The organism is Pseudoalteromonas rubra, assembly GCF_000238295.3.
In the GTDB taxonomy this organism is placed as follows: Bacteria; Pseudomonadota; Gammaproteobacteria; order Enterobacterales; family Alteromonadaceae; genus Pseudoalteromonas; species Pseudoalteromonas rubra.
In genome coordinates this window covers 991,425-1,014,849 of record NZ_AHCD03000035.1, presented here as the reverse complement: position 1 = coordinate 1,014,849, position 23,425 = coordinate 991,425, and the positions used below count along the sequence as shown (strand labels likewise).

The window sequence follows — 23,425 nt, the reverse complement described above, 5'->3', positions numbered from 1 at the left end:
TATGAGCGAAAATGTCTATCAATTTATCGATGTTCAGCGCATCGACCCGAGAAAGAAGCCAATCACGACGCGTAAGAGCTCTTTCGTTGAAATTTACGAACCGTTTTCCAAGCAGCAGGTAAGCTCGCAAGCTGATCGTTGCCTGGATTGTGGTAACCCGTATTGCGAGTGGAAGTGTCCGGTGCACAACTATATTCCGCAGTGGCTAAAATTGATCCGTACGGGCAGGATCCAGGAAGCTGCGGAGTTGTCGCACCGGACCAATAGTCTGCCGGAAGTATGCGGTCGGGTGTGTCCACAAGACAGGCTCTGCGAAGGCTCATGCACATTGAACGATGAGTTTGGTGCTGTGACCATAGGCAATATTGAGAAATACATCACAGACACGGCATTTGCACAGGGCTGGAAGCCCGACATGTCTTATGTGACCTGGACCGATAAAAAGGTAGCCATCATTGGCGCGGGCCCTGCCGGGCTCGGTTGTGCGGATATTCTGGTACGTAATGGGGTAAAACCTGTGGTATTCGATCGCAACCCAGAGATCGGCGGTTTGCTGACGTTTGGCATACCATCATTTAAGCTGGAAAAATCGGTGATGGAGAAGCGTCGAGAGATATTTACGGAAATGGGTGTGGAGTTTTGCCTGAATACTGAAATTGGCACAGACATCAGCATGGATGAACTACTGTCACAGTACGATGCGGTGTTTATCGGCGTGGGCACCTACCAGTACATGCGTGCCGGGCTGGACAATGAAGAGGCAGATCAGGTGTATGACGCACTTCCGTTTCTGATTGGTAATACTAACCGCGTGATGGGATACGACGAGAATAAGCAGGCGTATATCGACATGGCAGGTAAACGTGTAGTGGTGTTAGGTGGTGGTGATACCGCGATGGATTGTGTGCGCACTTCTGTGCGCCAGGGCGCGCAGTCGGTAACTTGTGCTTATCGTCGTGATGAAGCCAATATGCCGGGGTCACGCCGTGAGGTAAAAAATGCCAAAGAGGAGGGGGTTAAGTTTAGCTTTAACGTTCAGCCTAAAGGCATCGAATTAGACCAAAACGGCAAGGTAACGGGTGTGCGCATGGTCCGAACTGAGCTGGGTGAGCCAGACGAGAACGGGCGTAGACGGGCACAGGAGGTCTCTGGTTCAGAGCACCTGATTGAAGCTGATGCGGTGATCATGGCGTTTGGCTTTAAACCTCATAACCTTGACTGGCTTGCAGCGTATGACGTTGCCATCAATGAGTGGGGCGGTATTGTTGCCCCTGAAAAAGGCGCATTCACACATCAAACCAGTAATGAAAAAATCTTCGCAGGTGGTGATGCGGTACGTGGTTCTGACTTGGTGGTCACAGCCATCTTTGAAGGCCGGAATGCTGCAGAAGGGATCATGGACTATCTTGGGGTATAAAGTTGTGAAACTTCACTAAGAGTGATTCTGCTTCTAAATAAGCCTACCGTAACTCAGCTGCGCTGTACGGTAGGCTTTTGTTTTTTGGGGGAGTAATCGCTCTGTTCTTGGACTGGGTTATCAAGTAGAGTACGCTCAAGCCTGCTACTGGAGCTGTAAGCATTGATTGAGGGATCCATGAACTATATTACTGTCGCAATTGCTCTGGTAACTATACCGACTAGCTCAGATATTAGTCTGATATTTAAAAATAAAGCCTCATCCTCAGAACATATTGTTATTGATGATCAGACTGAATTTCAGTTTTTAGGAGCGCTCAGTAATGGAGATAAGGTTTTTAACTATCGTCGTTATTTTAACGGGGGACTGAGGGCGTCTCAGCGCCTAGTCGTGATTGATGTAAAGCACGATTTAGTGGGCATGTACGAGATAAATGATTGGGCAACGCACATCGATGAGTTGTGCGTCTATTTCGATTATCCGGCTTCAACAGGAAATTCTATTTGTCTGGAGAGCGGGCGACTTCCTGTACAGGCCTGGATAGATGGCGCACTTCCCACACTATTTAGGTAGATTGTTCGACAACCTTAAAGTCGGTATCTGCACATTTAGGAACGTTTTGAAAGTGAATATTCAATCAATGCTCCCAGGTTTCTTTGCCGTCGGCCTGCTAGCCAGCCTCAAAGTATGTGCTGCATGTACTGTAATTGACACATCCTGTTCAGTTGCTAAGGCGAGTCAAAAACAAGAGTTTATCTGTGAGGCTTTCATTTGTGGAAATATACACAGGCTGTCTGCTGGATGGGAATATGATAACGGTGCTAGAGTGTCCATAATCGTAAAAGGAAGCGAAAAGGAGGTTACTATCAATGGCCTGCCTGGCGTTGAAATATCGAGTCCAGATGACAATGATATGCTTTGTGTTTCAACTGTGTCAGACACAGTTGTTTATTGTGCTAAAGGGCTATCAGGTTATGACAACTAAAGATTGCGGGACGGAAATCGTTTATGTCTAGCTATGTTGACTCGACTCGCATAGTACGTTTGAGCTGACAGTGCAGAAGCAATTAAAGTAGCAGCTTTAGGCATATAGTAAGAATGACTAGTTTGCAGTCGAGCGGAGCACAGCGTATAACTTTGTAAGGCTGGCTCACCTCGAACTTTCAATTCAGTACAGATTCGACAATCAATCTAGATATAAGTAAACGACATTAGAGGATTTATAAATCATACAAAATCGAGCTTGTCGTTTGCCGGTTTACTTTGTCACAACCCGCCAATCTGCCGCGTTACGCCCCTTGCACCTCAAGCAGCTCTTTAGCACTGGCAAGTGTGGTGCTGCTGATTTTATCGCCACCAAGCAAGCGGGCGATTTCATCAATGCGTTGCTCCTGGACCAGTGGGAGCATAGACGTAAAGGTTTCTCCTCCTTCAACGCGCTTAGATACAAAGAACTGATGATGGCCACTACAGGCAACCTGAGGCAGGTGCGTTACACAGATAACCTGAGTTGACTTACCAAGTAAGCGTAATTGTTTACCGACCTGAGAAGCGGTTGGGCCGGAGATCCCCACATCGACTTCATCGAAAATCAGGGTGGGGGTAGTTACGCGATTTGCGATAATCACCTGAATGGCCAGACTGATCCGCGATAGCTCACCACCGGAGGCCACTTTGGCCAGCGCTTGCAGAGGTTGACCTGGGTTGGTCGAAACCAGGAATTCAATTTGATCCATGCCCAGTTCATTAGGGCGCCTGTCTTCATGTTGGCTGAGTTGAATCGCAAACTGGCCGTTTTCCATTGACAGTTCATGCATGCTTTCACTGATCAGATCATTCAAAGTCAGCGCCGCCTGTGCGCGGCTTTCGCTAAGCTGTGCAGCTGAAATCTGATAGGCATGTAGTGCTTCCGCGATTTCATGTTGCAGATCTTCAATGCGTTCGTTGTTAGAGCAAATGGAAGCCAGTTCTTCATGTAACTGCTGATGATGCTGGTGCAGTAACTCCGGGTTGATCTGATGCTTACGTGATAAGGCCATGGCCTGTGCCAGCCTGTCTTCAACGCTCTGGAGACGCTCCGGGTCTTGCTCTATGTTTTCACCATAGGCGCGCAGCTCCCGGCAGCCTTCTTCGAGTTGTACCGCGGCTTCTCCTAATAGCTGACTGATCTCTTGCAATTTGGGATCATAATTACTGAGCTCAATGAAAGTCTGTACGCTATGTTGCAGCTGACCCAATACTGTCTGATCGTCCTGCTCTGACAGGCACATTAATTCGCGCTGGCAGCTTTCTGCCAGTGTCTGGCTGTGGCTGAGTCGTGTATGTTCAGTTTCAATCTGCTCATACTCACCTTCTTCCAAAGCGAATTCATCCAGCTCCTGAACCTGGTATTCAAGCAGCTGTTTTTTGGCAGCCTGTGCTTGTTGTTGTTTAATGAGCTCGGCATGCTCTTTTTGCAGCGTGTGATAGTGCTGGTACTGAGCGCGTACAGCATGCAGCAAAGTGTCGTGCCCGGCGTAGGCATCTAGTAAACCGAGTTGGTGTTCGGGCTTGAGCAAGAGCTGATGGGCGTGCTGACCGTGGATGGCGATGAGGCGTTGGCCGAGCTCTTTTAACTGGGCAGCGGTCACCGAATTGCCATTAATAAAACTCTTACTACGGCCATTTTGCATGACGACTCGGCGTAATATGCAGTTTTGCTCTTCGTCATCCAACATGAGATCGCTCAGAAATTGCTGTGCGTAGGGGAGCTGCTTGATATCAAACTGAGCGGAGATCTCTGCTTTGGCGGCACCCGGACGAATACTGGCAACATCTGCGCGTTCACCCAGACACAAAGACAATGCATCGATTGCAATGGATTTACCCGCTCCGGTTTCACCTGTGATAGCGGTCATACCTGAGCGCCAGTCGATGGTTAATTCGTTAACAATGGCAAAGTTTTTAATTTGCAGACTGATAAGCATGCTGTATATCCAAACAGTGTAATTACTGTTAATTTATACAGCATTCTTAGGAAATGCAACTTGAAATTGCACTTTGGTGTGTGAGTGCCTTACAGAGCCGCTGCTTTTTGCTGTTGTGCTGAAGAGTCGTCACTTTCGCTCGATGTTACAGACTCTTCTTCATTCTGTACGGCTTCCTGAGTATCGGCTTGAGCCGGCGTATCAGGGGTTTGGATCCGTGATATCAGCGCAGGTAATATTTCACTGTAAAATGCTTTATTGTAGGCAAGCCCGGCAGACGGTAACTCGCTGACAAACATAAACAACTGGTCGGCCAGTAAATCCATATTGCCATTTTCCCTGCATTTATTCAGTTCTTTACCTATTGTTGCAAGCAGTTGATCTGTCACACGCTCCAGTGCTTCAAGATTGTCATCATTATGGGCCTGAACAACAAAAAAGTTGCCGACAATGGCGTTAAACTGGGGCGCATGCTTAGGGCGGATCAGTTTATAATTCACAAATTCGCTGATTTTACTTTTAAAGTGGCTGCTGATCTCTTTCAGGCGCTCATTGAACACGCGCTTTTCGGCTTCGCGTGCTTTTTTACGGTTATTCTCAATTACCACATAGACACCTAAAATGGTGATCAACAAAGTAATAGATACGAAAACAACGTAGCTCATGTTGGTTTACTTTTCCCTAAAATAGAAAACAAATTTCACTTATTCTGCTGAACTTCCAGCGCTTAGTAAAGCCTGCTGCCCCAATTTAATTTTTGTCTCAGAACATTGTAGTAGGAATAACTGTCAGGATGAATTAAACGAAGCTTTTTCTCTGCTTTTTTTACGACCACTTCATCTCCGGGGAGCAGCGCGAGTACCACATGACTGTCGCAGCTGACCTGCAAGCTTGCGGTATTCTCCGGGCTGAGCTTGAGTTTGACCTGTTTACTGGCGTCGACCACGAGTGGTCTGCTGGATAAGGTATGCGGGAACATAGGCACGAGTGCCATGGCATTCAGTTCTGGAGTTAAGATAGGGCCACCGCCCGACAACGAATAGGCAGTAGAGCCCGTTGGTGTGGTCACTATCAGGCCATCGGAGCGCTGAGAAAACACAAACTGTTCGTCAATAAAGGCTTCGAATTCGATCATGTGGGCGACTTTATCGGCGTGCAACACTGCTTCATTAACGGCCAGGTTAGCACTTTTTAATTCGGCATGGCGAAATACTTCAACTTCCAGTAAAAAGCGCTGTTCCTCAACAAACTTGCCACTCAGCACCTGTTCCAGTTCGGCTTCAAAATCGTCCGGATCAAGGTCGGTTAAAAATCCTAAATTGCCTCGGTTTACACCTATGACAGCCACATCAAATCTGGCCAGCACTCGGGCTGCCCCAAGCATATTACCGTCTCCACCCACAACCACAGCCAGGTCGCAGCGTTCGCCCAGCGCAACCACATCGAGTATATGTGAGTCGGGTAAATCAGCTATCTGCCTGCCAACGCGTTGCTCCACAAAAACTTCATAGCCAAGTGCTTGCAAAAAAGTATAGAGGCGTTGTAATGTCAGGGCAGCGCCATCATGGTTGGGCTTTCCAATCAGGCCGATGGTATTAAATGGTGTGCTCATTCAGTGAGTTTCCTTGGCAAAATATCTGTTGCCAAGATTATCTTAAAATGAATTCGCTTGAAACTCGCAAATTTAGCCTTATTTATAATGTTATGAAACTTAGTGCACGTGATAAACAAGTCTTCTCTGCCGTAATGAGCCTTTACTGTAATGGTGATGGCCATCCTGTGGCATCGAGTAAGATAGCAAAACTAAAAGGTATGGCGGTGTGCTCTGCGACAGTGCGCAATGCCATGGCTCGCCTCGAAAATCAGGGGTTGCTTTTTTCTCCTCATACATCGGCAGGGCGAGTTCCTTCCGATTTGGGGATCAAATACTGGCTACAGGAGTATTTCGGGCTTGAGGATATTGCGCCTTATTGGGAGCCTGAACGCGAACAATTAACAGGCTTTGCCCATACATTGAGTCAGAAATACCAAGTGTGTTGTATAGTTGGCTTACCTCAGGTGAGTGAACAGACCATCTTTCGGGTCGAGGTACTAGATTTTGACCGTAAGCACTGGCTGGTATTACTGATTGACCGTACAGGCCAGTCCAACAATATATTGATCAATAAACCCGAGTCGAATTCCGATCAGGTGCGCTATCAGTTTGCGGCCTGGATGAATACCGTATTTAGTCAGCAAACACTTAAAGAAGGGCTGCACAGAATGCGGGCGATGGCCAAAAGTGCGATGGCCGACTGCCGGGGCTCTTTGATGCAATGGAGCCGTGAGTTAAGTTTGCAGCTGGGCACAGATAACAGCATTGTGGTTGGAGAGCGGTATTTGTATAACCGTCTGGAAGGGAACAATGAACTGAATCTGGGCGTGAGCTTTTTGCATCAGGTAGAAGAGCATCTGGCATTCAAAAACGGCCTGTCCGTGTTACTTGGTAGCGAACTTAGCTATTTGAATTTAGAGCGTTTTGTTGTTCTGAGCGTGCCATATTTTACGGCCAGTGAGTATCAGAGTCGTTTTTGTTTGATTTGTCCGGCCGATGCGCCAATTGAAGCAATTATCGGTGAATTTACGCAAATCCCCAAAAAAGAAGCTTGAATAACGAATTTGAATCCCCATAATTACGGCAGTTGTAAAGAATCGGAGAGAGTTTTTCATGTCTGAGCAGACAAAAGCCCAAGAGCAGGAACAAGAGTTAGTGCAAGAAGACGTACAGGAAAATACGGCTGAGCAAGCAGAACCAGCGCAAGAGAGTGCACAAACTGAGCAAGCTGAGTTGAGCCCAGAAGAAGAGATTGCAGGTCTGTATGCAGAGCTGGAAGCGGCGAAACAAACCATCGAAGGTCAGAAAGACAGTGTGGTACGTGCCGCAGCAGATTCTGAAAATGTCCGTCGCCGTGCCGCGCAGGATGTAGAAAAAGCACAGAAGTTTGCTTTGGAAAAGTTTTCAAATGAGTTGCTGCCTGTGGTTGATAACTTAGAGCGTGCCATTGAGTTTGCTGATAAAGAAAACGAAGCGACTAAGTCAATTTTAGAAGGCATCGAAATGACGTTAAAATCATTTAACGATGCACTGGCTAAGTTTGGTGTTGAAGCGGTAAGCCCGCAAGGGGAAGCGTTTAACCCTGAGCTGCACCAGGCAATGTCAATTCAGCCTAGCAATGATGTGTCGCCGAACACAGTATTAGCTGTAATGCAAAAAGGTTATACGTTAAATGGTCGTTTGCTTCGCCCAGCCATGGTGATGGTTTCAAAAGCGGCTGATTAAGCGACAGAAACGCAAAATTATAAAGCCCGCATTAATGCGGGCTTTTTTGATCTGATTTGCATAGCCCAGAGGCTCCTTTTAAACTAATTAGTACTATGTTTTAGCAGGTATGACCCAATGAATAAAAAAATCATAGCTGTAACCGCCATTGCCTTAACACTGGCTGGTTGCAAAACGTCCCCGACCGGGCGTACCCAGATAGCCCTGTATTCAGAGCAGCAGATGGATAAAATGGGGGTGGCGAGCTTTGAGCAAATGAAGCAGGAACAGACCATAGAACGTGATGTCAGTACAAATCGCTATGTAAAATGCATTGCAGATGCATTAATCGCGCAGTTACCAGCACAATACACTCAACAGCAATGGGAAGTGGTTGTTTTTAAAGAGCCCAGTGCGAATGCATTTGCCCTGCCTGGCGGTAAGATAGGGGTTCATACCGGGCTGTTGACGGTGGCCAAAAATCAACATCAGCTCGCTGCTGTGATGGGCCATGAAGTTGGTCATGTGATTGCCGAACATGCCAATGAGCGGGTTTCTCAGAACAACCTGTTACAACTGGGGCTACAGGCCGGCAATGCGGCGCTTGAAATGGGCAATGTGCAGTATCGAAATGCCATCATGCAGGGCCTTGGGTTAGGTGCACAGTATGGGATAGCGCTGCCATTTAGTCGCACTCATGAAAGTGAAGCGGATGTCATTGGACTTGACCTGATGGCAAAAGCCGGGTTTAAACCAGAGGGTGCCGTTGAGCTGTGGCAAAACATGGAAAAAGCCGGAGGAGAGCGCCCAATGGAATTTTTATCCACGCACCCATCGCCGCAAAACAGGATAGCTATGCTGCAAAGCAAGATGGCACAGGCAAATACACTGGCTGCTGATGCTAAGCGGCAGGGGCGTAACCCATCTTGCCGGTAAACTAAAGGTGCTGGGCGGGGCTTTGATAAAAGTTACTGCCCAGTTTGTCGAGTACAATAAACAGTCTGAGATCCAGCTCTAGTTGATGGTAATCCGGCTCCATATGACAACAAAGCTGATAAAACGCTTTGTTATGATCCAATTCTTTAAAATGCGCAAGTTCGTGAACAACCAGTGCCCTTAATACTGCCTCCGGGGCGTGTTTCACCAGCTGAGAAAGTACAATTTCATAACGTGTTTTGACTTTTCCGCCGTGTTGTTTACGTGTCTGGCTGTGATGCCCCAGTGTCCCTGTCATAAGATCCCGGCCTTTTGCATAGTTGACTTTATGGAGACGCGGCACGTTTTTCAGGTATTTGTTTTTGTAAACATGACAGTAATCGTAAAGTGCTTGCGCATGTTGCAGCTGATGGCCTTGCGGATATTTATTTTTAAAGTAGTTGGCGAGTTTACTGGGCTCCAGCAAGGCCTCGATCTGTGCTTGCAAGCTGGGTGGATAGTGCTGAAAATACTGCAAATAGTTCATAGTGGCGGTAGTAAATCGGAAACAAACATTTTAAGCTAGTTAGCTCATGATCATAGCAGGAATAATAATAAATGTATCAAGCCAGTTGTTTATGTGGTGCGGTTAAACTGGAGTTAAACGGGCCCATTTCGAGTATCATCCATTGTCACTGTTCCTTGTGTCGTAAATCTTCAGGCACAGCTTATGCGACGAATGGGTTTGTCAATCGTGCCGATCTGCAGATCGTCGCCGGAGAGGAGCATATTCGTCATTATGCCTTTAAGCCTGGCAGGCTACGACATTTTTGTGGCGTTTGCGCATCGCCTTTATTCAGTTCTAATGAGGACAACCCGGACAAGCTCAGGCTGCGGCTGGGGATCCTGGATTCTGATATTTTGGAGCGGCCTATGTCGCATAATTATGTGACGTCGAAAGCAAACTGGGAAGAGTTGGATGCCAGCTTACCTCGCTATGAGGCCAAAGAGCCGGGCAGGGAATGATGAGCAGGGCCAGCAAGCCCTGCTGTTGACAGCTTAGTTGTCTGTCATTGTACAGCAATCCGATGCACGTGAGTTGCCACCTGATTTTTGCAGTGCCGCTCTTCCTGCACCGCCAACCGCGCGCGTGGCTTTTGCTGGCAATGCCGACTGGTCATCAGAGAGTTGCTTAACTGGTTTTTTATTAAGTTTTAATTGCATAATATTTTCCTTATTGTTGTTTGCCCCTTTAACATCCAGCAAAATCCGTTCACTGTCAAGTGGTTAAATTAACGTCTGTTGTTGGGGCTGACGCTCAGCAGGAAAGGGATCAAGTACTTGATGCGGTATCCCGAGATCCTGAATAAATTGTCTGGCCAGCAACGGGGCATCATGGTTATCGGCCGTGTGAAAAAATACATAAGGCGTGCGGCCTTCATTTAACCAGCCACGAATTTTGTTAAGCCAGGGTGCATAAAATGTGCGGTTTGCCGTTAAATCTGAACAGCCAACAAAGCGCAGCATCGGTGCCTGAGCAGTGGCGATGACATTCACGGGAACCCGGGGCTTCTTTTGCTGAGCATCTATGATGGCGGGGGTCGCCGGGGGCTCACTAAACAACGGTCGCGTGTCCATGATAATACGATTCACATCTGTGTGCATTAAGAGCTGGTTAAAGCGTTTTTCTGCATCCCCCTTGGCAAAGAAATCCCGATGCCTGACTTCAATACCCAGTGTCAGCTCTTTTGGTAATTGTGCTATGAAGTTTTCAATCCGGCCCAGGTACTCGGGGCTGCAACTGGCGGGCAGCTGCAGCATGACCATGCCAAGACGCGAAAACAATGGCGAGAATAAATCGAGCCACTGTTTTAGTTCTTGCTGACATTGGCTTAACGCCAGCTCGTGAGAAATGTGCTTCGGGATTTTAAAGGTAAAGCGAAAGGTATCGGGGACGGCGTTTGACCAGGCAGTGATCGTTTCTGGTTTAGGGCTGGCATAAAAGCTGGTATTGCCCTCGACACTATTAAAGATCTGTGCATACTCGCGCAACATATCTGCGGTTTTACAGTCACTCGTAAAAAAACGGCCTTTCCAGTGCGCTGCGCTCCACTGAGGGCACCCCAAATACAGCATCTCATTCGCTCCCATATTGCTTTGCGTTGGAGTCTAGCAAAGTCCGGATGGAGAAAAAATCGTAACAGCGAAAGAATCCGGCCTTTGTGGGATGACAAAGCGTGGCAATTTTATATAATTGGCGATTAAATTTATCATTCATTATGCCCTTTAGAGTAAGTAGGCAAATAGGATTATTATGCGCTCAATATACTGCGGAAAATTAAACAAGGACCATGTAGGTCAGGAAGTGGAGCTATGTGGCTGGATCAACAAACGTCGCGATCTGGGTGGCCTTATCTTCATTGATCTGCGAGATCGCGAAGGTTTGGTCCAGGTTGTGTTTGATCCAGAAGTAGATGGCCTGATGGATGTTGCTAATACATTGCGTCAAGAGTTCTGTGTTAAAGTGACAGGTACAGTTCGTGCGCGTCCTGAGAGCCAAATCAATCAGGACATGGCGACCGGTGAAGTAGAGATCCTCGGTACTGGTCTGACAATTATTAACCGCGCTGAGCCACTACCACTGGACTTTAACCAGGAAAACTCAGAAGAGCGTCGCCTGACCTATCGCTACCTTGACCTGCGTCGTCTTGAAATGAGCGACCGCATTAAACTCCGCGCTAAAGCATCAAGCTTTGTGCGTCGCTTCCTGGATAGTAATGACTTCCTTGACATAGAAACGCCGGTACTGACTAAAGCAACCCCTGAAGGTGCGCGTGATTATCTGGTACCAAGCCGTGTACACAAAGGGAGCTTCTATGCATTGCCACAGTCGCCTCAGTTGTTTAAACAGTTGCTGATGATGTCTGGCTTTGACCGTTACTATCAAATCGTGAAATGTTTCCGTGACGAAGATTTACGTGCGGATCGTCAGCCTGAATTCACACAAATCGATTTAGAGACGTCGTTCATGACATCTGATCAGGTGCGCGATATCACAGAGCGTTTGATCCGCGAAATGTGGCAGGAACTGCTTGAGGTTGATCTGGGTCAGTTCCCGGTAATGAGCTACGAAGAAGCAATGCGTCGATATGGTTCAGACAAGCCTGATTTGCGTAACCCGCTTGAGCTGATTGATGTTGCTGATCTGGTTAAGGACGTTGAGTTTAAAGTACTTGCCGGCCCTGCAAATGATGAAAAAGGCCGTGTGGCTGTGTTGACTGTACCGGGTGGTGCGTCATTGTCTCGTAAGCAAATTGATGAGTACACAAAGTTTGTTGGTATCTATGGGGCTAAAGGCCTGGCATGGATGAAGGTAAACGATCTGGACGCTGGCCTTGAAGGCATTCAATCGCCGATTGCCAAGTTCCTGAATGAAGAAGTGATCAAAGGGATCCTGGCACGCACAAATGCACAGACGGGCGACATCATCCTGTTTGGTGCTGATAAGCGTAATGTTGTCAACGAAGCAATGGGTGCACTGCGTCTGAAAGTGGGCCTGGATCTTGAGCTGACAAACCTGAACCAGTGGGCACCGCTGTGGGTTGTTGATTTCCCAATGTTTGAGGAAGACGACGAAGGTAACCTGCACGCAGTACACCATCCGTTCACGGCACCAAAAGATATTTCAGCGGCAGAGCTGGAAGCCAATCCGGCTGGTGCAATCTCAGATGCCTATGACATGGTATTGAACGGTTACGAAGTCGGTGGTGGTTCTGTACGGATCCACAACAATGATATGCAGCAAGCGGCTTTCCGTATCCTGGGTATTGATGAACAAGAGCAGCAAGACAAATTCGGCTTCCTGCTGGATGCATTGAAGTACGGTACGCCACCGCATGCTGGTCTGGCATTTGGTCTGGATCGTCTGGTCATGTTGCTGTGTGGCACAGATAACATCCGTGATGTGATTGCGTTCCCGAAAACGACTCAGGCATCGTGTCTGATGACCAATGCCCCAAGCGTTGCTAATCCGGACGCACTGAAAGAGCTCGCGGTAACAGTAACCGCGCAGCAAAAAGATGCTGAATAATTACAGCGAATAGCATGAAAGAGCGGCGACTAAGCCGCTTTTTTTTATTCTGCGAGTCGTACAGATAACTGGAAATTCATACAGTATTTTGGCATGATAGCGAAAAAACAACGAGAGTATGCGCCTTGGCAGTAATTTTAGGCATAGATCCAGGCTCCAGGCTGACCGGGTACGGCGTAGTTAAACGTCAAGGCAGTCAGTTTCAGTATCTGGGCAGCGGTTGTATTCGGCTTGGTGATAAGCCATTTCCACAACGACTACAGATGATTTATCAGGGCGTAAGCCAGATTATCGAACAGTTTAACCCGCAGGGGTTTGCGATTGAGCAAGTCTTTATGGCGCATAACCCTGATTCTGCTTTAAAGCTCGGTCAGGCACGTGGTGCAGCCATTGTTGCAGCCACGATGAACGAGATTGAGGTATTTGAATATTCAGCCCGGCAGGTCAAACAAGCCGTTGTTGGCACGGGCGGAGCGAATAAGTCTCAGGTTCAGGAAATGGTTAAACGACTATTAAAACTCCCGGGTACTCCCCAGGCCGATGCCGCTGATGCGCTGGCCATTGCAATTTGTCATGCACATTCAGAACAAAACCTGATCAAGCTGGCAGGTAACGCGAAAAAAACCGTACGAGGAAGATTGAGGTAATTATGATAGGCAGACTCAAAGGTATTCTGGTAGAAAAACAACCACCAGAGATCCTGTTAGACGTAAGTGGCATCGGTTACGAAGTACAAATGCCGATGACGTGCTTTTATGAGTTACCTCAGGCGGGTAATGAAGCAACCATCTATACTCATTTTGTGGTGCGCGAAGATGCACAATTACTGTTTGGCTTTAACCATAAAACTGAGCGGGCGTTGTTTCGCGAGTTGATCAAGGCCAATGGTGTTGGCCCTAAGCTGGCATTGGCGATTTTGTCGGGTATGTCGGCGGAGCAGTTTGTACAGTGTGTTAATCAGGGCGACGCGTCTACTTTGGTGAAAATTCCGGGTGTAGGCAAGAAAACCGCTGAGCGACTGGTGCTTGAGATGAAAGATAAGCTGAAGAATTTTGGTCATGATTTACTGACTCCATTCAGCGATAACGCCATCTTAGCGCCTCAGGAAGATCCCACTGTGGCAAATACACCTGAAGACGATGCGCTGGCAGCATTGCTAGCACTTGGCTATAAACCTGCACAAGCGCAAAAAGCACTGAAAGCGGTGAGTAAACCAGGCATGGATACCGAAGGGCTGATCAAAGAAGCCCTGAGATCTATGATGTAAGAAAGGCTGATTAAGTAATTATGATTGAAGCAGACAGACTCATAGAGCCGGAAGTGCAGGGCAGTGAAGAGGCCGTAGACAGAGCAATACGACCTAAGTTGTTGGCGGACTATACCGGTCAGCAGCACGTCAAGCAGCAAATGGAAATCTTCATTGAAGCGGCGCGCAGTCGTGAAGAAGCACTCGATCACTTGCTGATATTTGGCCCGCCGGGGTTGGGTAAAACGACCCTGGCAAATATTGTGGCGAATGAGCTGGGTGTGAATATTAAAACCACCTCAGGGCCGGTGCTTGAAAAAGCTGGCGACCTTGCTGCAATGCTGACCAATCTGGAGCAAGGGGATGTGTTGTTTATTGATGAAATACATCGTCTGAGTCCTCAGGTTGAAGAGATCCTTTACCCAGCTATGGAAGATTACCAGCTCGATATTATGATTGGTGAAGGGCCCGCAGCGCGGTCAATTAAACTGGACTTGCCACCGTTTACTTTAGTGGGGGCTACGACCCGAGCGGGCTCTCTGACTTCTCCTTTGAGGGATCGTTTCGGTATTGTGCAACGCCTTGAGTTTTACTCTGTGGCTGAGCTGGCATCGATTGTGTCGCGCTCTGCGCATTTTCTTAATCTTGAAATCAGTGACGCAGGTGCGGTTGAAGTGGCGAAGCGTGCCAGAGGCACCCCGCGTATTGCTAACCGTTTGCTGCGGCGGGTTCGGGATTTCGCTCAGGTTAAAGGGGACGGCAGCGTAGACGAACGGATAGCCAGCCAGGCGCTGGACATGGTTGACGTTGATAAGTGTGGTTTTGATTACATGGATCGTAAGTACTTACTCGCAATTATTGAAAAGTTCACGGGGGGACCTGTGGGTTTGGATAACCTGGCAGCGGCCATAGGTGAAGAGCGTGAAACCATAGAAGATGTGATAGAACCTTACCTGATCCAGCAGGGCTTTATTCAGCGTACGCCCAGGGGGCGGATCGTGTCAGACAGGGCCTATATGCACTTTGACTTAGCGAAACCAGACGCCTAAGGCAAACTCTTCACCCTCAGACGACCTGCAGGCAGCGTGCAATGCGCTTCCTGGGTCTGACACTCCTCTCTCCGTACTCATATTCATTTCATGCTCATTTTGCTTCATTTATTTTAAGCGGATCAAGATTTTGATGTGCGGGTAAACTGCGGACAAAAAAAAGCCCGCACAGTGTGCGGGCGAAAACAACAAGTTGAAGGAAGTAATCCAGGGAACAGATGAGTACATTAAGGTGTTATCCAAAACTTCCTCATCATGACTGCAGAATAAATCAGACTTCTGCGGCCTAAGTAACTGTGCATTTGCATTGAGAGATGCTGCTCGCTCAGTACGGGGAGTATAATAAGGCGACTGAGGGATTTTATCAAACTAGAAAAATTGCAGTTTTGCTATAAAAAAAACTAATGCGATGAGTTTTTACAGTCCCTTATTGAACAAAACATAAACTGATGGTGTTTTGTAAGTTTATGTAAAATAAAGATTTGTCTTTATTATACTCAATTTGTGAATATTAGATTATTTGTTGTTAATTGGTATTACCAATCGGTTTTTGAGGGTTTATTCGGAGATAGTGAATAAAACTTTACTTTTATGCAGGTTGCATAAATAAATAAACACGCTCAACGCTGTACTGTTCCGACCACATTAATTTTCTGTCACAAACACGCGCTAGGCTTTGCAATTAAGGGTCAAGTTCGCTTTGTTATGGGCCGTTTTTACTGCTAACCGTGGGCTATGTAGGTGGGGTTTTGTGTGAGCTGTATTTGCGCCGATGTTAAGTATAGGTCCGTCAATCGGGCCAAAATAAAGCGTCAAGGGGCTGAATGTGCGAATTATCGGCATTTAAGTGGATTTTACGGCATTGAGATTGTAAGCCCTTATTAGTGTGGTTAAACTACCTGAACCTTTTTGCTGGCTTACAGTCAATACGGTGACGGCTGCCTTGGCCGAGAACACAATTATTTTCTAGGAGTATAACAACGTGGAATCGGGACTTAATTTCGTAGATCTAATTTTAGAAGCCAGTATTCTCGTGCAACTTGTAATGTTGACACTGGTCGGCATGTCGGTTGCTTCATGGGCCATTATTTTTCAGCGTCGCAGCATACTGGCGCAGTCTCTGGCAGATGCGAAGAAGTTTGAACAAAAGTTCTGGTCGGGAATGGATTTGGGCAAGTTATATAATGAAATTACGGCCAGAGCGGGCAGCTCTAGTGGCTTAGAGGCGCTATTTGTATCCGGGTTTAAAGAATTTGCACGTCACAAAAAACAAAACACGGGATCGGCGAGCATGATCATAGAAGGGACACACCGCTCTATGCGTGTGGCTCTGTCGCGCGAAGTTGAGAAAGTGGAATCCGGATTGTCATTTTTAGCAACGGTGGGTTCTATCAGCCCTTACATCGGCCTATTCGGTACTGTTTGGGGGATAATGAATGCATTTATTGCGCTGGGTGAAGTGAAGCAGGCAACGTTGCAAATGGTTGCGCCTGGTATTGCTGAAGCCTTGATTGCTACGGCCATGGGCCTGTTTGCGGCTATTCCGGCGGTCATGGCATATAACCGCTTTGCAAAGAATGTAGAAAAGCTGGAGTCAAACTACATCAACTTCATGGAAGAGTTTGCCAATATTCTGCATCGCCAGGCTGCCAGTTTAACTGAGGCTAAGCAAAATGTATCAGCATAAGAGGCGTCGCCCTGTCGCAGAGATCAATGTGGTGCCATACATTGATGTTATGCTGGTGCTGCTAATCATCTTTATGGCAACGGCACCGCTGATCACGCATGGTGTTAAAGTGGACTTACCGCAAATGGAAGAGTCAGATCTGGTAGACACCAAAGATGCGCCACCCATTATCGCCAGTATCGATGCTGAGGGCCGTTACTACGTCTCAGTAGGTACCGATCCGGAAGCACCAATGGATGCCGTCGAAGTGGCAGCCATTATTAAGCTGAAGTTACAGCAAAACCCGGAGACCCCGGTGATGATTAAAGGCTCAGGGCATGTGTCGTATCAGGAAGTTTTGTTACTCATGGACTTTTTGAAAAATGCCGGTGTGCCGTCTGTTGGGCTAATGACTAAATCGTTTGAGGACAGTTAATGGATGCTTTAACCAGCGGCATATTTAAGTCATTTTTACTTCATTTCGCTATAGCCGGGTTACTGTTTGCAACGGCTAATTTTCAGTTTTCCAGCCCCAGTGTGATGGAAGTTCAGCTTAATCCGACCGTTAATGAAATAGAAGAAGCCAAAGCTGTGTCAGCGATCTCGGTTGACCAGCAGGCTGTAGAAAAGAAGATTGCTCAGCTTCGTGAAAAAGAAGCGCAACAAAAACGAGCCGAAGAGAAACGGATCCGTGATTTAGAGCGTCGTGCTGTTCAGGCACGTAAAGACCGTGAAGCCGAAGCTCGTCGGATCAAGAAACTAGAGCAACAGCGTCTGGCTAAGCTTGAAGAAAAGCGTAAGGCCGAAGCGCAGGCGAAACGTGCCCAGGAAATTCAGAACAAAGAGCGTCAGCAGGCTGAAAAAGCCCGACAGGAAGCCCATGCCGCTGAGCAGGCCGCTAAAGCCGCTGCCGAAAAGCGTAAAGCTGAGGAAGACAGGTTGAGACAGGCGGAAGCCAAGCGCAAGCAACAAGAAGAAGAAGCTAAACGTAAGGCTCAGGCTGCTGAAGAAGCACGCCAAAAAGCTTTGCAAGAGCAATTGCTGCAGGAGCAATTGGCGCAGGAACAAGCCGCCAGAGCCAAGGTCCGCCAGCAACAGATCCTGACGGAAGTCGACAAGTACAAAGCACTGATCATGCAGCGGATCCAATCTAACCTGTTGATCGACGAAAAAATGAAAGGTAAACAATGTCGTCTGAATATTCGTCTGGGCTTCAATGGCCTGGTGACACAAGCAGAGTCACTCGGTGGTGACAAACTGGTATGTGAAGCGGCTTTACGAGCAGTACGAATGGCAGATACGTTACCTGTTTCTGAAAATAAAGATGTTTTCGAACAGCTTAAGAATATTAACCTGACGATTAAACCAACTCTATAAAGGAAGACCATGTACAACCATTTAAGAAATTTACTCTTGGTTCTGGCTTTCGCTGCGCAGGGGGTCGCCTACGCAGCACTGGAGATCGTAATTACAGAAGGGGTCGACAGTGCCCGACCGATTGCGATAGCTCCGTTTAAATACATTGGCAATGGCGAAGCACCTGCTGAGCTAAGTTCAGTGATTGCAGCGGATTTGATCCGTAGTGGTAAGTTTAAGCCGGTGGCCGAGGAACAAATGCCTCAGCTACCGACAACGGATGAAGAAGTAGATTACGACGCCTGGGTTGAACTGGGTGTCGAAGCCGTTGTTGTGGGCACCATTACTCAACAGCCAGCGAATCGTTTTCTGGTGAAATATGAGCTGATCGATGTGATCCGTGCTCAAATCACTGGTGGGGAAACTCGCATGATGACCAACGGCAAATTGATGAAAAGCCAGGATCATGTCCTGGAGGCGCGCCAGAGTGTTATTGATGCGCAGAGCTTTCGCTATTATGCGCATCAGATCAGCGACGTTGTTTACGAATCTCTGACGGGTGAAAAAGGCGCATTTCGTACTAAAATTGCCTATGTCATTGTTCGTGAAGAGCAGGATAAACCTTATCAGCTGGTTGTGGCAGATTATGACGGCTACAATGAACAGGTGCTGTTACGCTCTAAAGAGCCGTTGATGTCACCGGCCTGGTCACCGGATGGTAACAAGTTAGCGTATGTTACGTTTGAGAATCGTCAGTCACAAATTTATATTCAGGATATCTACACGGGTAAGCGTGAGATCTTAACCAGTTATCCCGGGATCAATGGTGCTCCGCAATTTTCTCCGGACGGCACACAAATGTTGATCGTGTTGTCAAAAGATAAGGGCGGCGCGACAGAAGTCTATCTGATTGACCTTGAAACGCGCAAAGAAAGACGTCTGACTAAGCACCGTAGTATAGATACTGAGCCAACCTGGCACCCAAATGGCAAAGAAATAGTCTATACATCTGAAAGGGGTGGTAATGCCCAGATATATAAGTTAAATTTAGATACAGGAAGATCACGGCGTGTAACTTTTGACGGCGACATGAACTTAGCCGGGTCAATCACGCCAGATGGTAAACAACTGGTAATGGTAAATCGTACATTAGGCCGTTACCATATTGCCAAGAAAGAATTGGATTCTGGGCTGTTTCAGGTATTAACGCGCACCAGACTCGATGAATCACCGAGTATTGCGCCGAACGGCTCTATGATTATTTATAGTACCTTGCATAATAATAAGCAGGTACTGGCGTTGGTGTCGATGGATGGCCGCTTCAAGGCTCGCCTGCCGGTATTAGACGGACAGGTTAAGGCACCAGCTTGGTCGCCATTTTTACAGTAATTTTGCTGGTAAGACTTATAAAAGATATAGGAATATACTCGATGCAACTTAACAAAACTCTCAAGGCCCTTTTGGTCGCGTTGCCTGTGATGACGCTGGCTGCATGTAGCTCTTCATCGGGCACAGGTGAAGGCGCTGGCAGCGAAACAAACGCAGCTACTGCTGACAATGGCAGCAATGTTGACGTGGGTACAATGACGCCTCAGAAATCAGCAGAAGAGCTACTGAAAGAAAAGTATAAAGCGTTGCGTCAAAAACAAATCGTATACTTCGACTTTGATCGGTCTACAGTACGCAGCGAATTTGTAGAACTGCTGCAAGCACACGCTGATTTCCTGGTTAAAAACCCAAGCGTAAAAGTACTGATTGAAGGTCATGCCGATGAGCGTGGTACGCCTGAGTACAACATCGCACTGGGCGAAAGCCGTGGTAAAGCCGTTGCTAAGTATCTGCAGAGCCTGGGTGTATCTGACAGCCAGATTTCTGTTGTAAGCTACGGTGAAGAGAAACCAATGGACAAAGCGCGCAACGAAGAAGCTTTTGCTAAGAACCGCCGTGCGGTACTGGTATACTAATTGTAAAGAGATGCTATGAAGCCGAATACTATTTTGGCAGCCATCATCTTAGTCAGCGGGAGCTCCCAATTGTGGGCAGCTCCCGCTGCTGTATCTGATGCTGCTGGTGCTACCCAAACTATTGAACAACGTTTGTCTGTGCTTGAAAATCTGATGCGTAACCGCAACCTGATCCAGGCTGAGCTGCAAACGCAACTTGATCAACTTCAGGACGAAGTGAGCCAGATCCGTGGTGTGACAGAGGAACAAAGTTACAAACTCGAAAAAGTACTGCAGCGCCAACGTGAGCTGTATCAGGAAATCGAAACACGTGTCACCCAAGTCTATGAGCAAAGCAAGCAGCTGCAACCCGTTGTGATGCCTGATAGTGCGACTGCGCAGGCTGTGAGCACGGACTTATCTGAAAATGAGGCGTATGACAGAGCGGTTGCTTTGATCATGAAGGATAAGCGCTACGATGCCGCGATTCCTGAATTTGAAGGCTTCTTAAAGCAGTTCCCAAATTCTGTTTATATTCCTAATGCACATTACTGGCTGGGTCAGCTTCAGTCCATCAAGAACCAGGATGCTCAGGCCATGGTGCACTTCCGCACAGTGGTTGATCAGTTTGCCGACTCTAATAAGCGACCTGATGCGATGTTAAAGCTGGGAACCTTACTGCAAAAAGTGGGGCAATCTGCTGAAGCAAAGGTTCTGTTTGAGAATTTAATCAAAGAATACCCCAGTACCACAGCGGCAAAACTGGCGACAGAACGACTCAGCAAAATATAAATGGCTGAATTTTTCTCAGAGTGATTTAAAATTAGGCGCTTAGACGCGAAAATTGAAAAAAACAGGCGATTTCGGTTGCACAAGATTTTTAAATAAGTATTATAAGCGCCCGCAGCAGCCGATAGTGTTACACACTTCTTGCAGCGAAACAATTTAGTGGGTCATTAGCTCAGTTGGTAGAGCAGTGGACTTTTAATCCATTGGTCGATGGTTCGAGTCCATCATGACCCACCATTCAAATTTGGTCTATAACTTAAGTAACTTTCGAGCGGGTCATTAGCTCAGTTGGTAGAGCAGTGGACTTTTAATCCATTGGTCGATGGTTCGAGTCCATCATGACCCACCATTCAAATTTGGTCTATAACTTAAGTAACTTTCGAGCGGGTCATTAGCTCAGTTGGTAGAGCAGTGGACTTTTAATCCATTGGTCGATGGTTCGAGTCCATCATGACCCACCATTCAAATTTGGTCTATAACTTAAGTAACTTTCGAGCGGGTCATTAGCTCAGTTGGTAGAGCAGTGGACTTTTAATCCATTGGTCGATGGTTCGAGTCCATCATGACCCACCATTCAAATTTGGTCTATAACTTAAGTAACTTTCGAGCGGGTCATTAGCTCAGTTGGTAGAGCAGTGGACTTTTAATCCATTGGTCGATGGTTCGAGTCCATCATGACCCACCATTCAAATTTGGTCTATAACTTAAGTAACTTTCGAGCGGGTCATTAGCTCAGTTGGTAGAGCAGTGGACTTTTAATCCATTGGTCGATGGTTCGAGTCCATCATGACCCACCATTCAAATTTGGTCTATAACTTAAGTAACTTTCGAGCGGGTCATTAGCTCAGTTGGTAGAGCAGTGGACTTTTAATCCATTGGTCGATGGTTCGAGTCCATCATGACCCACCATTCAAATTTGGTCTATAACTTAAGTAACTTTCGAGCGGGTCATTAGCTCAGTTGGTAGAGCAGTGGACTTTTAATCCATTGGTCGATGGTTCGAGTCCATCATGACCCACCATTCAAATTTGGTCTATAACTTAAGTAACTTTCGAGCGGGTCATTAGCTCAGTTGGTAGAGCAGTGGACTTTTAATCCATTGGTCGATGGTTCGAGTCCATCATGACCCACCATTCAAATTTGGTCTATAACTTAAGTAACTTTCGAGCGGGTCATTAGCTCAGTTGGTAGAGCAGTGGACTTTTAATCCATTGGTCGATGGTTCGAGTCCATCATGACCCACCATTCAAATTTGGTCTATAACTTAAGTAACTTTCGAGCGGGTCATTAGCTCAGTTGGTAGAGCAGTGGACTTTTAATCCATTGGTCGATGGTTCGAGTCCATCATGACCCACCATTCAAATTTGGTCTATAACTTAAGTAACTTTCGAGCGGGTCATTAGCTCAGTTGGTAGAGCAGTGGACTTTTAATCCATTGGTCGATGGTTCGAGTCCATCATGACCCACCATTCAAATTTGGTCTATAACTTAAGTAACTTTCGAGCGGGTCATTAGCTCAGTTGGTAGAGCAGTGGACTTTTAATCCATTGGTCGATGGTTCGAGTCCATCATGACCCACCATTCAAATTTGGTCTATAACTTAAGTAACTTTCGAGCGGGTCATTAGCTCAGTTGGTAGAGCAGTGGACTTTTAATCCATTGGTCGATGGTTCGAGTCCATCATGACCCACCATTCAAATTTGGTCTATAACTTAAGTAACTTTCGAGCGGGTCATTAGCTCAGTTGGTAGAGCAGTGGACTTTTAATCCATTGGTCGATGGTTCGAGTCCATCATGACCCACCATTCAAATTTGGTCTATAACTTAAGTAACTTTCGAGCGGGTCATTAGCTCAGTTGGTAGAGCAGTGGACTTTTAATCCATTGGTCGATGGTTCGAGTCCATCATGACCCACCATTCAAATTTGGTCTATAACTTAAGTAACTTTCGAGCGGGTCATTAGCTCAGTTGGTAGAGCAGTGGACTTTTAATCCATTGGTCGATGGTTCGAGTCCATCATGACCCACCATTCAAATTTGGTCTATAACTTAAGTAACTTTCGAGCGGGTCATTAGCTCAGTTGGTAGAGCAGTGGACTTTTAATCCATTGGTCGATGGTTCGAGTCCATCATGACCCACCATTCAAATTTGGTCTATAACTTAAGTAACTTTCGAGCGGGTCATTAGCTCAGTTGGTAGAGCAGTGGACTTTTAATCCATTGGTCGATGGTTCGAGTCCATCATGACCCACCATTCAAATTTGGTCTATAACTTAAGTAACTTTCGAGCGGGTCATTAGCTCAGTTGGTAGAGCAGTGGACTTTTAATCCATTGGTCGATGGTTCGAGTCCATCATGACCCACCATTCAAATTTGGTCTATAACTTAAGTAACTTTCGAGCGGGTCATTAGCTCAGTTGGTAGAGCAGTGGACTTTTAATCCATTGGTCGATGGTTCGAGTCCATCATGACCCACCATTCAAATTTGGTCTATAACTTAAGTAACTTTCGAGCGGGTCATTAGCTCAGTTGGTAGAGCAGTGGACTTTTAATCCATTGGTCGATGGTTCGAGTCCATCATGACCCACCATTCAAATTTGGTGTATTACTTAAGTATCTTCGAGCGGGTCATTAGCTCAGTTGGGTGAGAAAAACGAAGCACCGCTTCGCAGTTTTCGAACGCGAGTCAGG

General features: G+C 46.9%; 23 protein-coding genes and 19 tRNA genes. 36 read left to right on the top strand and 6 right to left on the bottom strand.

All coding sequences use genetic code 11. The annotated features are described in order from the left end of the window. The first annotated feature begins 1 nt into the window (after nucleotide 1). The 3 genes from PRUB_RS15770 to PRUB_RS15760 all read left to right on the top strand — a co-directional run bounded on the left by PRUB_RS15770 (nucleotide 2) and on the right by PRUB_RS15760 (nucleotide 2,402). The gene (locus tag PRUB_RS15770; protein ID WP_010382233.1) at nucleotides 2–1,417 is read left to right on the top strand and encodes an FAD-dependent oxidoreductase; all 1,416 of its coding nucleotides are present in this window, start codon (nucleotides 2–4) and stop codon (nucleotides 1,415–1,417) included. A gap of 177 nt (nucleotides 1,418–1,594) precedes the next feature. After that, complete coding sequence (locus tag PRUB_RS15765) at nucleotides 1,595–1,990, top strand: hypothetical protein (RefSeq protein ID WP_010382231.1); 396 nt, start codon at nucleotides 1,595–1,597, stop codon at nucleotides 1,988–1,990. Between the two features lie 46 nt (nucleotides 1,991–2,036). Beyond that, nucleotides 2,037–2,402 carry a hypothetical protein gene (locus tag PRUB_RS15760; RefSeq protein ID WP_155946175.1) on the top strand — a complete coding sequence of 122 codons (366 nt, stop codon included), beginning with the start codon at nucleotides 2,037–2,039 and terminating at the stop codon, nucleotides 2,400–2,402. A 304-nt stretch (nucleotides 2,403–2,706) separates the two neighbouring features. On the opposite strand, the gene recN is transcribed toward PRUB_RS15760, so the two are convergent. From recN to nadK, 3 genes are all read right to left on the bottom strand, one after another. Continuing rightward, nucleotides 2,707–4,383: a DNA repair protein RecN gene (gene recN, locus PRUB_RS15755; protein WP_010382228.1), complete on the bottom strand. Its 1,677-nt coding sequence runs from the start codon at nucleotides 4,381–4,383 to the stop codon at nucleotides 2,707–2,709. Between the two features lie 89 nt (nucleotides 4,384–4,472). Then, the gene (locus tag PRUB_RS15750; protein WP_010382225.1) at nucleotides 4,473–5,048 is read right to left on the bottom strand and encodes a hypothetical protein; all 576 of its coding nucleotides are present in this window, start codon (nucleotides 5,046–5,048) and stop codon (nucleotides 4,473–4,475) included. Between the two features lie 62 nt (nucleotides 5,049–5,110). Further along, nucleotides 5,111–5,995 carry an NAD(+) kinase gene (gene nadK, locus PRUB_RS15745; protein WP_010382222.1) on the bottom strand — a complete coding sequence of 295 codons (885 nt, stop codon included), beginning with the start codon at nucleotides 5,993–5,995 and terminating at the stop codon, nucleotides 5,111–5,113. Nucleotides 5,996–6,087: 92 nt separating this feature from the next. Here nadK and PRUB_RS15740 point away from each other — a divergent pair, with 92 nt between their 5' ends. The 3 genes from PRUB_RS15740 to PRUB_RS15730 all read left to right on the top strand — a co-directional run bounded on the left by PRUB_RS15740 (nucleotide 6,088) and on the right by PRUB_RS15730 (nucleotide 8,617). Beyond that, on the top strand, nucleotides 6,088–7,032 hold the full coding sequence (locus tag PRUB_RS15740; protein ID WP_040644412.1) for an HrcA family transcriptional regulator: 945 nt from the start codon (nucleotides 6,088–6,090) through the stop codon (nucleotides 7,030–7,032). 58 nt (nucleotides 7,033–7,090) lie between these two features. Further along, nucleotides 7,091–7,702 carry a nucleotide exchange factor GrpE gene (gene grpE / locus PRUB_RS15735; RefSeq protein ID WP_010382216.1) on the top strand — a complete coding sequence of 204 codons (612 nt, stop codon included), beginning with the start codon at nucleotides 7,091–7,093 and terminating at the stop codon, nucleotides 7,700–7,702. A 117-nt stretch (nucleotides 7,703–7,819) separates the two neighbouring features. Next, nucleotides 7,820–8,617 (top strand): M48 family metallopeptidase, encoded by a 798-nt coding sequence (locus PRUB_RS15730; RefSeq protein WP_010382214.1) that lies wholly within the window; start codon nucleotides 7,820–7,822, stop codon nucleotides 8,615–8,617. 1 nt (nucleotide 8,618) lies between these two features. Here the strand turns inward: PRUB_RS15730 and PRUB_RS15725 are convergent, their stop codons facing one another. After that, nucleotides 8,619–9,143, bottom strand: coding sequence for a M48 metallopeptidase family protein (locus PRUB_RS15725; RefSeq protein WP_010382212.1), 525 nt, complete (start codon nucleotides 9,141–9,143; stop codon nucleotides 8,619–8,621). Nucleotides 9,144–9,214: 71 nt separating this feature from the next. Between PRUB_RS15725 and PRUB_RS15720 the strand changes: the two genes are divergently transcribed. After that, entirely contained in the window at nucleotides 9,215–9,622 is a 408-nt protein-coding gene (locus PRUB_RS15720) for a GFA family protein (RefSeq protein WP_010382209.1), read from the top strand. A 33-nt stretch (nucleotides 9,623–9,655) separates the two neighbouring features. Here PRUB_RS15720 and PRUB_RS15715 read toward each other — a convergent pair whose 3' ends face one another. After that, nucleotides 9,656–9,820, bottom strand: coding sequence for a hypothetical protein (locus PRUB_RS15715; RefSeq protein WP_155946176.1), 165 nt, complete (start codon nucleotides 9,818–9,820; stop codon nucleotides 9,656–9,658). 63 nt (nucleotides 9,821–9,883) lie between these two features. Next, nucleotides 9,884–10,732 carry a DUF72 domain-containing protein gene (locus PRUB_RS15710; RefSeq protein ID WP_010382207.1) on the bottom strand — a complete coding sequence of 283 codons (849 nt, stop codon included), beginning with the start codon at nucleotides 10,730–10,732 and terminating at the stop codon, nucleotides 9,884–9,886. Between the two features lie 178 nt (nucleotides 10,733–10,910). Here PRUB_RS15710 and aspS point away from each other — a divergent pair, with 178 nt between their 5' ends. The 29 genes from aspS to PRUB_RS15565 all read left to right on the top strand — a co-directional run bounded on the left by aspS (nucleotide 10,911) and on the right by PRUB_RS15565 (nucleotide 23,324). After that, nucleotides 10,911–12,686, top strand: a complete 1,776-nt coding sequence (gene aspS / locus PRUB_RS15705) for an aspartate--tRNA ligase (RefSeq protein WP_010382205.1) — start codon at nucleotides 10,911–10,913, stop codon at nucleotides 12,684–12,686. A 125-nt stretch (nucleotides 12,687–12,811) separates the two neighbouring features. Continuing rightward, complete coding sequence (gene ruvC, locus PRUB_RS15700; RefSeq protein ID WP_010382203.1) at nucleotides 12,812–13,333, top strand: crossover junction endodeoxyribonuclease RuvC; 522 nt, start codon at nucleotides 12,812–12,814, stop codon at nucleotides 13,331–13,333. Between the two features lie 2 nt (nucleotides 13,334–13,335). Beyond that, complete coding sequence (ruvA, locus tag PRUB_RS15695) at nucleotides 13,336–13,953, top strand: Holliday junction branch migration protein RuvA (RefSeq protein WP_010382201.1); 618 nt, start codon at nucleotides 13,336–13,338, stop codon at nucleotides 13,951–13,953. A gap of 20 nt (nucleotides 13,954–13,973) precedes the next feature. Continuing rightward, nucleotides 13,974–14,981, top strand: a complete 1,008-nt coding sequence (ruvB, locus tag PRUB_RS15690) for a Holliday junction branch migration DNA helicase RuvB (RefSeq protein WP_010382199.1) — start codon at nucleotides 13,974–13,976, stop codon at nucleotides 14,979–14,981. A 982-nt stretch (nucleotides 14,982–15,963) separates the two neighbouring features. After that, nucleotides 15,964–16,668 (top strand): protein TolQ, encoded by a 705-nt coding sequence (gene tolQ / locus PRUB_RS15685; protein ID WP_010382197.1) that lies wholly within the window; start codon nucleotides 15,964–15,966, stop codon nucleotides 16,666–16,668. Next, nucleotides 16,655–17,083: a protein TolR gene (gene tolR, locus PRUB_RS15680; RefSeq protein ID WP_010382196.1), complete on the top strand. Its 429-nt coding sequence runs from the start codon at nucleotides 16,655–16,657 to the stop codon at nucleotides 17,081–17,083. The genes tolQ and tolR overlap by 14 nt, the downstream gene beginning before the upstream one ends. Next, nucleotides 17,083–18,024, top strand: coding sequence for a cell envelope integrity protein TolA (tolA, locus tag PRUB_RS15675; RefSeq protein ID WP_010382194.1), 942 nt, complete (start codon nucleotides 17,083–17,085; stop codon nucleotides 18,022–18,024). Before tolR ends, tolA begins: the two co-directional genes overlap by 1 nt. 9 nt (nucleotides 18,025–18,033) lie before the next feature. Beyond that, nucleotides 18,034–19,392 carry a Tol-Pal system beta propeller repeat protein TolB gene (gene tolB, locus PRUB_RS15670; RefSeq protein WP_010382192.1) on the top strand — a complete coding sequence of 453 codons (1,359 nt, stop codon included), beginning with the start codon at nucleotides 18,034–18,036 and terminating at the stop codon, nucleotides 19,390–19,392. A 41-nt stretch (nucleotides 19,393–19,433) separates the two neighbouring features. Continuing rightward, nucleotides 19,434–19,967 (top strand): peptidoglycan-associated lipoprotein Pal, encoded by a 534-nt coding sequence (gene pal, locus PRUB_RS15665; RefSeq protein ID WP_010382191.1) that lies wholly within the window; start codon nucleotides 19,434–19,436, stop codon nucleotides 19,965–19,967. A 15-nt stretch (nucleotides 19,968–19,982) separates the two neighbouring features. Continuing rightward, nucleotides 19,983–20,738 (top strand): tol-pal system protein YbgF, encoded by a 756-nt coding sequence (gene ybgF / locus PRUB_RS15660; RefSeq protein ID WP_010382189.1) that lies wholly within the window; start codon nucleotides 19,983–19,985, stop codon nucleotides 20,736–20,738. A 494-nt stretch (nucleotides 20,739–21,232) separates the two neighbouring features. Further along, nucleotides 21,233–21,308: transfer RNA gene (locus PRUB_RS15655), tRNA-Lys, on the top strand. A 36-nt stretch (nucleotides 21,309–21,344) separates the two neighbouring features. After that, nucleotides 21,345–21,420: transfer RNA gene (locus tag PRUB_RS15650), tRNA-Lys, on the top strand. A 36-nt stretch (nucleotides 21,421–21,456) separates the two neighbouring features. Further along, nucleotides 21,457–21,532 (top strand) — tRNA-Lys (locus PRUB_RS15645). A 36-nt stretch (nucleotides 21,533–21,568) separates the two neighbouring features. Next, nucleotides 21,569–21,644 (top strand) — tRNA-Lys (locus tag PRUB_RS15640). A gap of 36 nt (nucleotides 21,645–21,680) precedes the next feature. Next, nucleotides 21,681–21,756 (top strand) — tRNA-Lys (locus tag PRUB_RS15635). A gap of 36 nt (nucleotides 21,757–21,792) precedes the next feature. After that, nucleotides 21,793–21,868 (top strand) — tRNA-Lys (locus PRUB_RS15630). Nucleotides 21,869–21,904: 36 nt separating this feature from the next. Then, a tRNA-Lys gene (locus PRUB_RS15625) sits at nucleotides 21,905–21,980 on the top strand. A 36-nt stretch (nucleotides 21,981–22,016) separates the two neighbouring features. Then, nucleotides 22,017–22,092, top strand: a tRNA-Lys gene (locus PRUB_RS15620). A 36-nt stretch (nucleotides 22,093–22,128) separates the two neighbouring features. Further along, nucleotides 22,129–22,204, top strand: a tRNA-Lys gene (locus PRUB_RS15615). 36 nt (nucleotides 22,205–22,240) lie between these two features. Beyond that, nucleotides 22,241–22,316: transfer RNA gene (locus PRUB_RS15610), tRNA-Lys, on the top strand. 36 nt (nucleotides 22,317–22,352) lie between these two features. Continuing rightward, a tRNA-Lys gene (locus PRUB_RS15605) sits at nucleotides 22,353–22,428 on the top strand. Nucleotides 22,429–22,464: 36 nt separating this feature from the next. Continuing rightward, a tRNA-Lys gene (locus tag PRUB_RS15600) sits at nucleotides 22,465–22,540 on the top strand. Between the two features lie 36 nt (nucleotides 22,541–22,576). After that, a tRNA-Lys gene (locus tag PRUB_RS15595) sits at nucleotides 22,577–22,652 on the top strand. A gap of 36 nt (nucleotides 22,653–22,688) precedes the next feature. After that, nucleotides 22,689–22,764: transfer RNA gene (locus tag PRUB_RS15590), tRNA-Lys, on the top strand. Between the two features lie 36 nt (nucleotides 22,765–22,800). Further along, nucleotides 22,801–22,876: transfer RNA gene (locus tag PRUB_RS15585), tRNA-Lys, on the top strand. A gap of 36 nt (nucleotides 22,877–22,912) precedes the next feature. Next, nucleotides 22,913–22,988, top strand: a tRNA-Lys gene (locus PRUB_RS15580). Between the two features lie 36 nt (nucleotides 22,989–23,024). Next, nucleotides 23,025–23,100 (top strand) — tRNA-Lys (locus PRUB_RS15575). 36 nt (nucleotides 23,101–23,136) lie between these two features. Further along, nucleotides 23,137–23,212: transfer RNA gene (locus PRUB_RS15570), tRNA-Lys, on the top strand. Between the two features lie 36 nt (nucleotides 23,213–23,248). Then, nucleotides 23,249–23,324 (top strand) — tRNA-Lys (locus PRUB_RS15565). Nucleotides 23,325–23,425: the final 101 nt, after the last annotated feature.

Excerpts from the sequence above, each read along its gene's own strand:
- PRUB_RS15770 (WP_010382233.1), top strand. The coding sequence starts at position 2 with ATGAGCGAAAATGTCTATCAATTTATCGATGTTCAGCGCATCGACCCG.
- PRUB_RS15765 (WP_010382231.1), top strand. The coding sequence starts at position 1,595 with ATGAACTATATTACTGTCGCAATTGCTCTGGTAACTATACCGACTAGC.
- recN (WP_010382228.1), bottom strand. The coding sequence starts at position 4,383 with ATGCTTATCAGTCTGCAAATTAAAAACTTTGCCATTGTTAACGAATTA.
- PRUB_RS15750 (WP_010382225.1), bottom strand. The coding sequence starts at position 5,048 with ATGAGCTACGTTGTTTTCGTATCTATTACTTTGTTGATCACCATTTTA.
- nadK (WP_010382222.1), bottom strand. The coding sequence starts at position 5,995 with ATGAGCACACCATTTAATACCATCGGCCTGATTGGAAAGCCCAACCAT.
- PRUB_RS15740 (WP_040644412.1), top strand. The coding sequence starts at position 6,088 with ATGAAACTTAGTGCACGTGATAAACAAGTCTTCTCTGCCGTAATGAGC.
- grpE (WP_010382216.1), top strand. The coding sequence starts at position 7,091 with ATGTCTGAGCAGACAAAAGCCCAAGAGCAGGAACAAGAGTTAGTGCAA.
- PRUB_RS15730 (WP_010382214.1), top strand. The coding sequence starts at position 7,820 with ATGAATAAAAAAATCATAGCTGTAACCGCCATTGCCTTAACACTGGCT.
- PRUB_RS15725 (WP_010382212.1), bottom strand. The coding sequence starts at position 9,143 with ATGAACTATTTGCAGTATTTTCAGCACTATCCACCCAGCTTGCAAGCA.
- PRUB_RS15720 (WP_010382209.1), top strand. The coding sequence starts at position 9,215 with ATGTATCAAGCCAGTTGTTTATGTGGTGCGGTTAAACTGGAGTTAAAC.
- PRUB_RS15715 (WP_155946176.1), bottom strand. The coding sequence starts at position 9,820 with ATGCAATTAAAACTTAATAAAAAACCAGTTAAGCAACTCTCTGATGAC.
- PRUB_RS15710 (WP_010382207.1), bottom strand. The coding sequence starts at position 10,732 with ATGCTGTATTTGGGGTGCCCTCAGTGGAGCGCAGCGCACTGGAAAGGC.
- aspS (WP_010382205.1), top strand. The coding sequence starts at position 10,911 with ATGCGCTCAATATACTGCGGAAAATTAAACAAGGACCATGTAGGTCAG.
- ruvA (WP_010382201.1), top strand. The coding sequence starts at position 13,336 with ATGATAGGCAGACTCAAAGGTATTCTGGTAGAAAAACAACCACCAGAG.
- ruvB (WP_010382199.1), top strand. The coding sequence starts at position 13,974 with ATGATTGAAGCAGACAGACTCATAGAGCCGGAAGTGCAGGGCAGTGAA.
- tolR (WP_010382196.1), top strand. The coding sequence starts at position 16,655 with ATGTATCAGCATAAGAGGCGTCGCCCTGTCGCAGAGATCAATGTGGTG.
- tolA (WP_010382194.1), top strand. The coding sequence starts at position 17,083 with ATGGATGCTTTAACCAGCGGCATATTTAAGTCATTTTTACTTCATTTC.
- tolB (WP_010382192.1), top strand. The coding sequence starts at position 18,034 with ATGTACAACCATTTAAGAAATTTACTCTTGGTTCTGGCTTTCGCTGCG.
- pal (WP_010382191.1), top strand. The coding sequence starts at position 19,434 with ATGCAACTTAACAAAACTCTCAAGGCCCTTTTGGTCGCGTTGCCTGTG.
- ybgF (WP_010382189.1), top strand. The coding sequence starts at position 19,983 with ATGAAGCCGAATACTATTTTGGCAGCCATCATCTTAGTCAGCGGGAGC.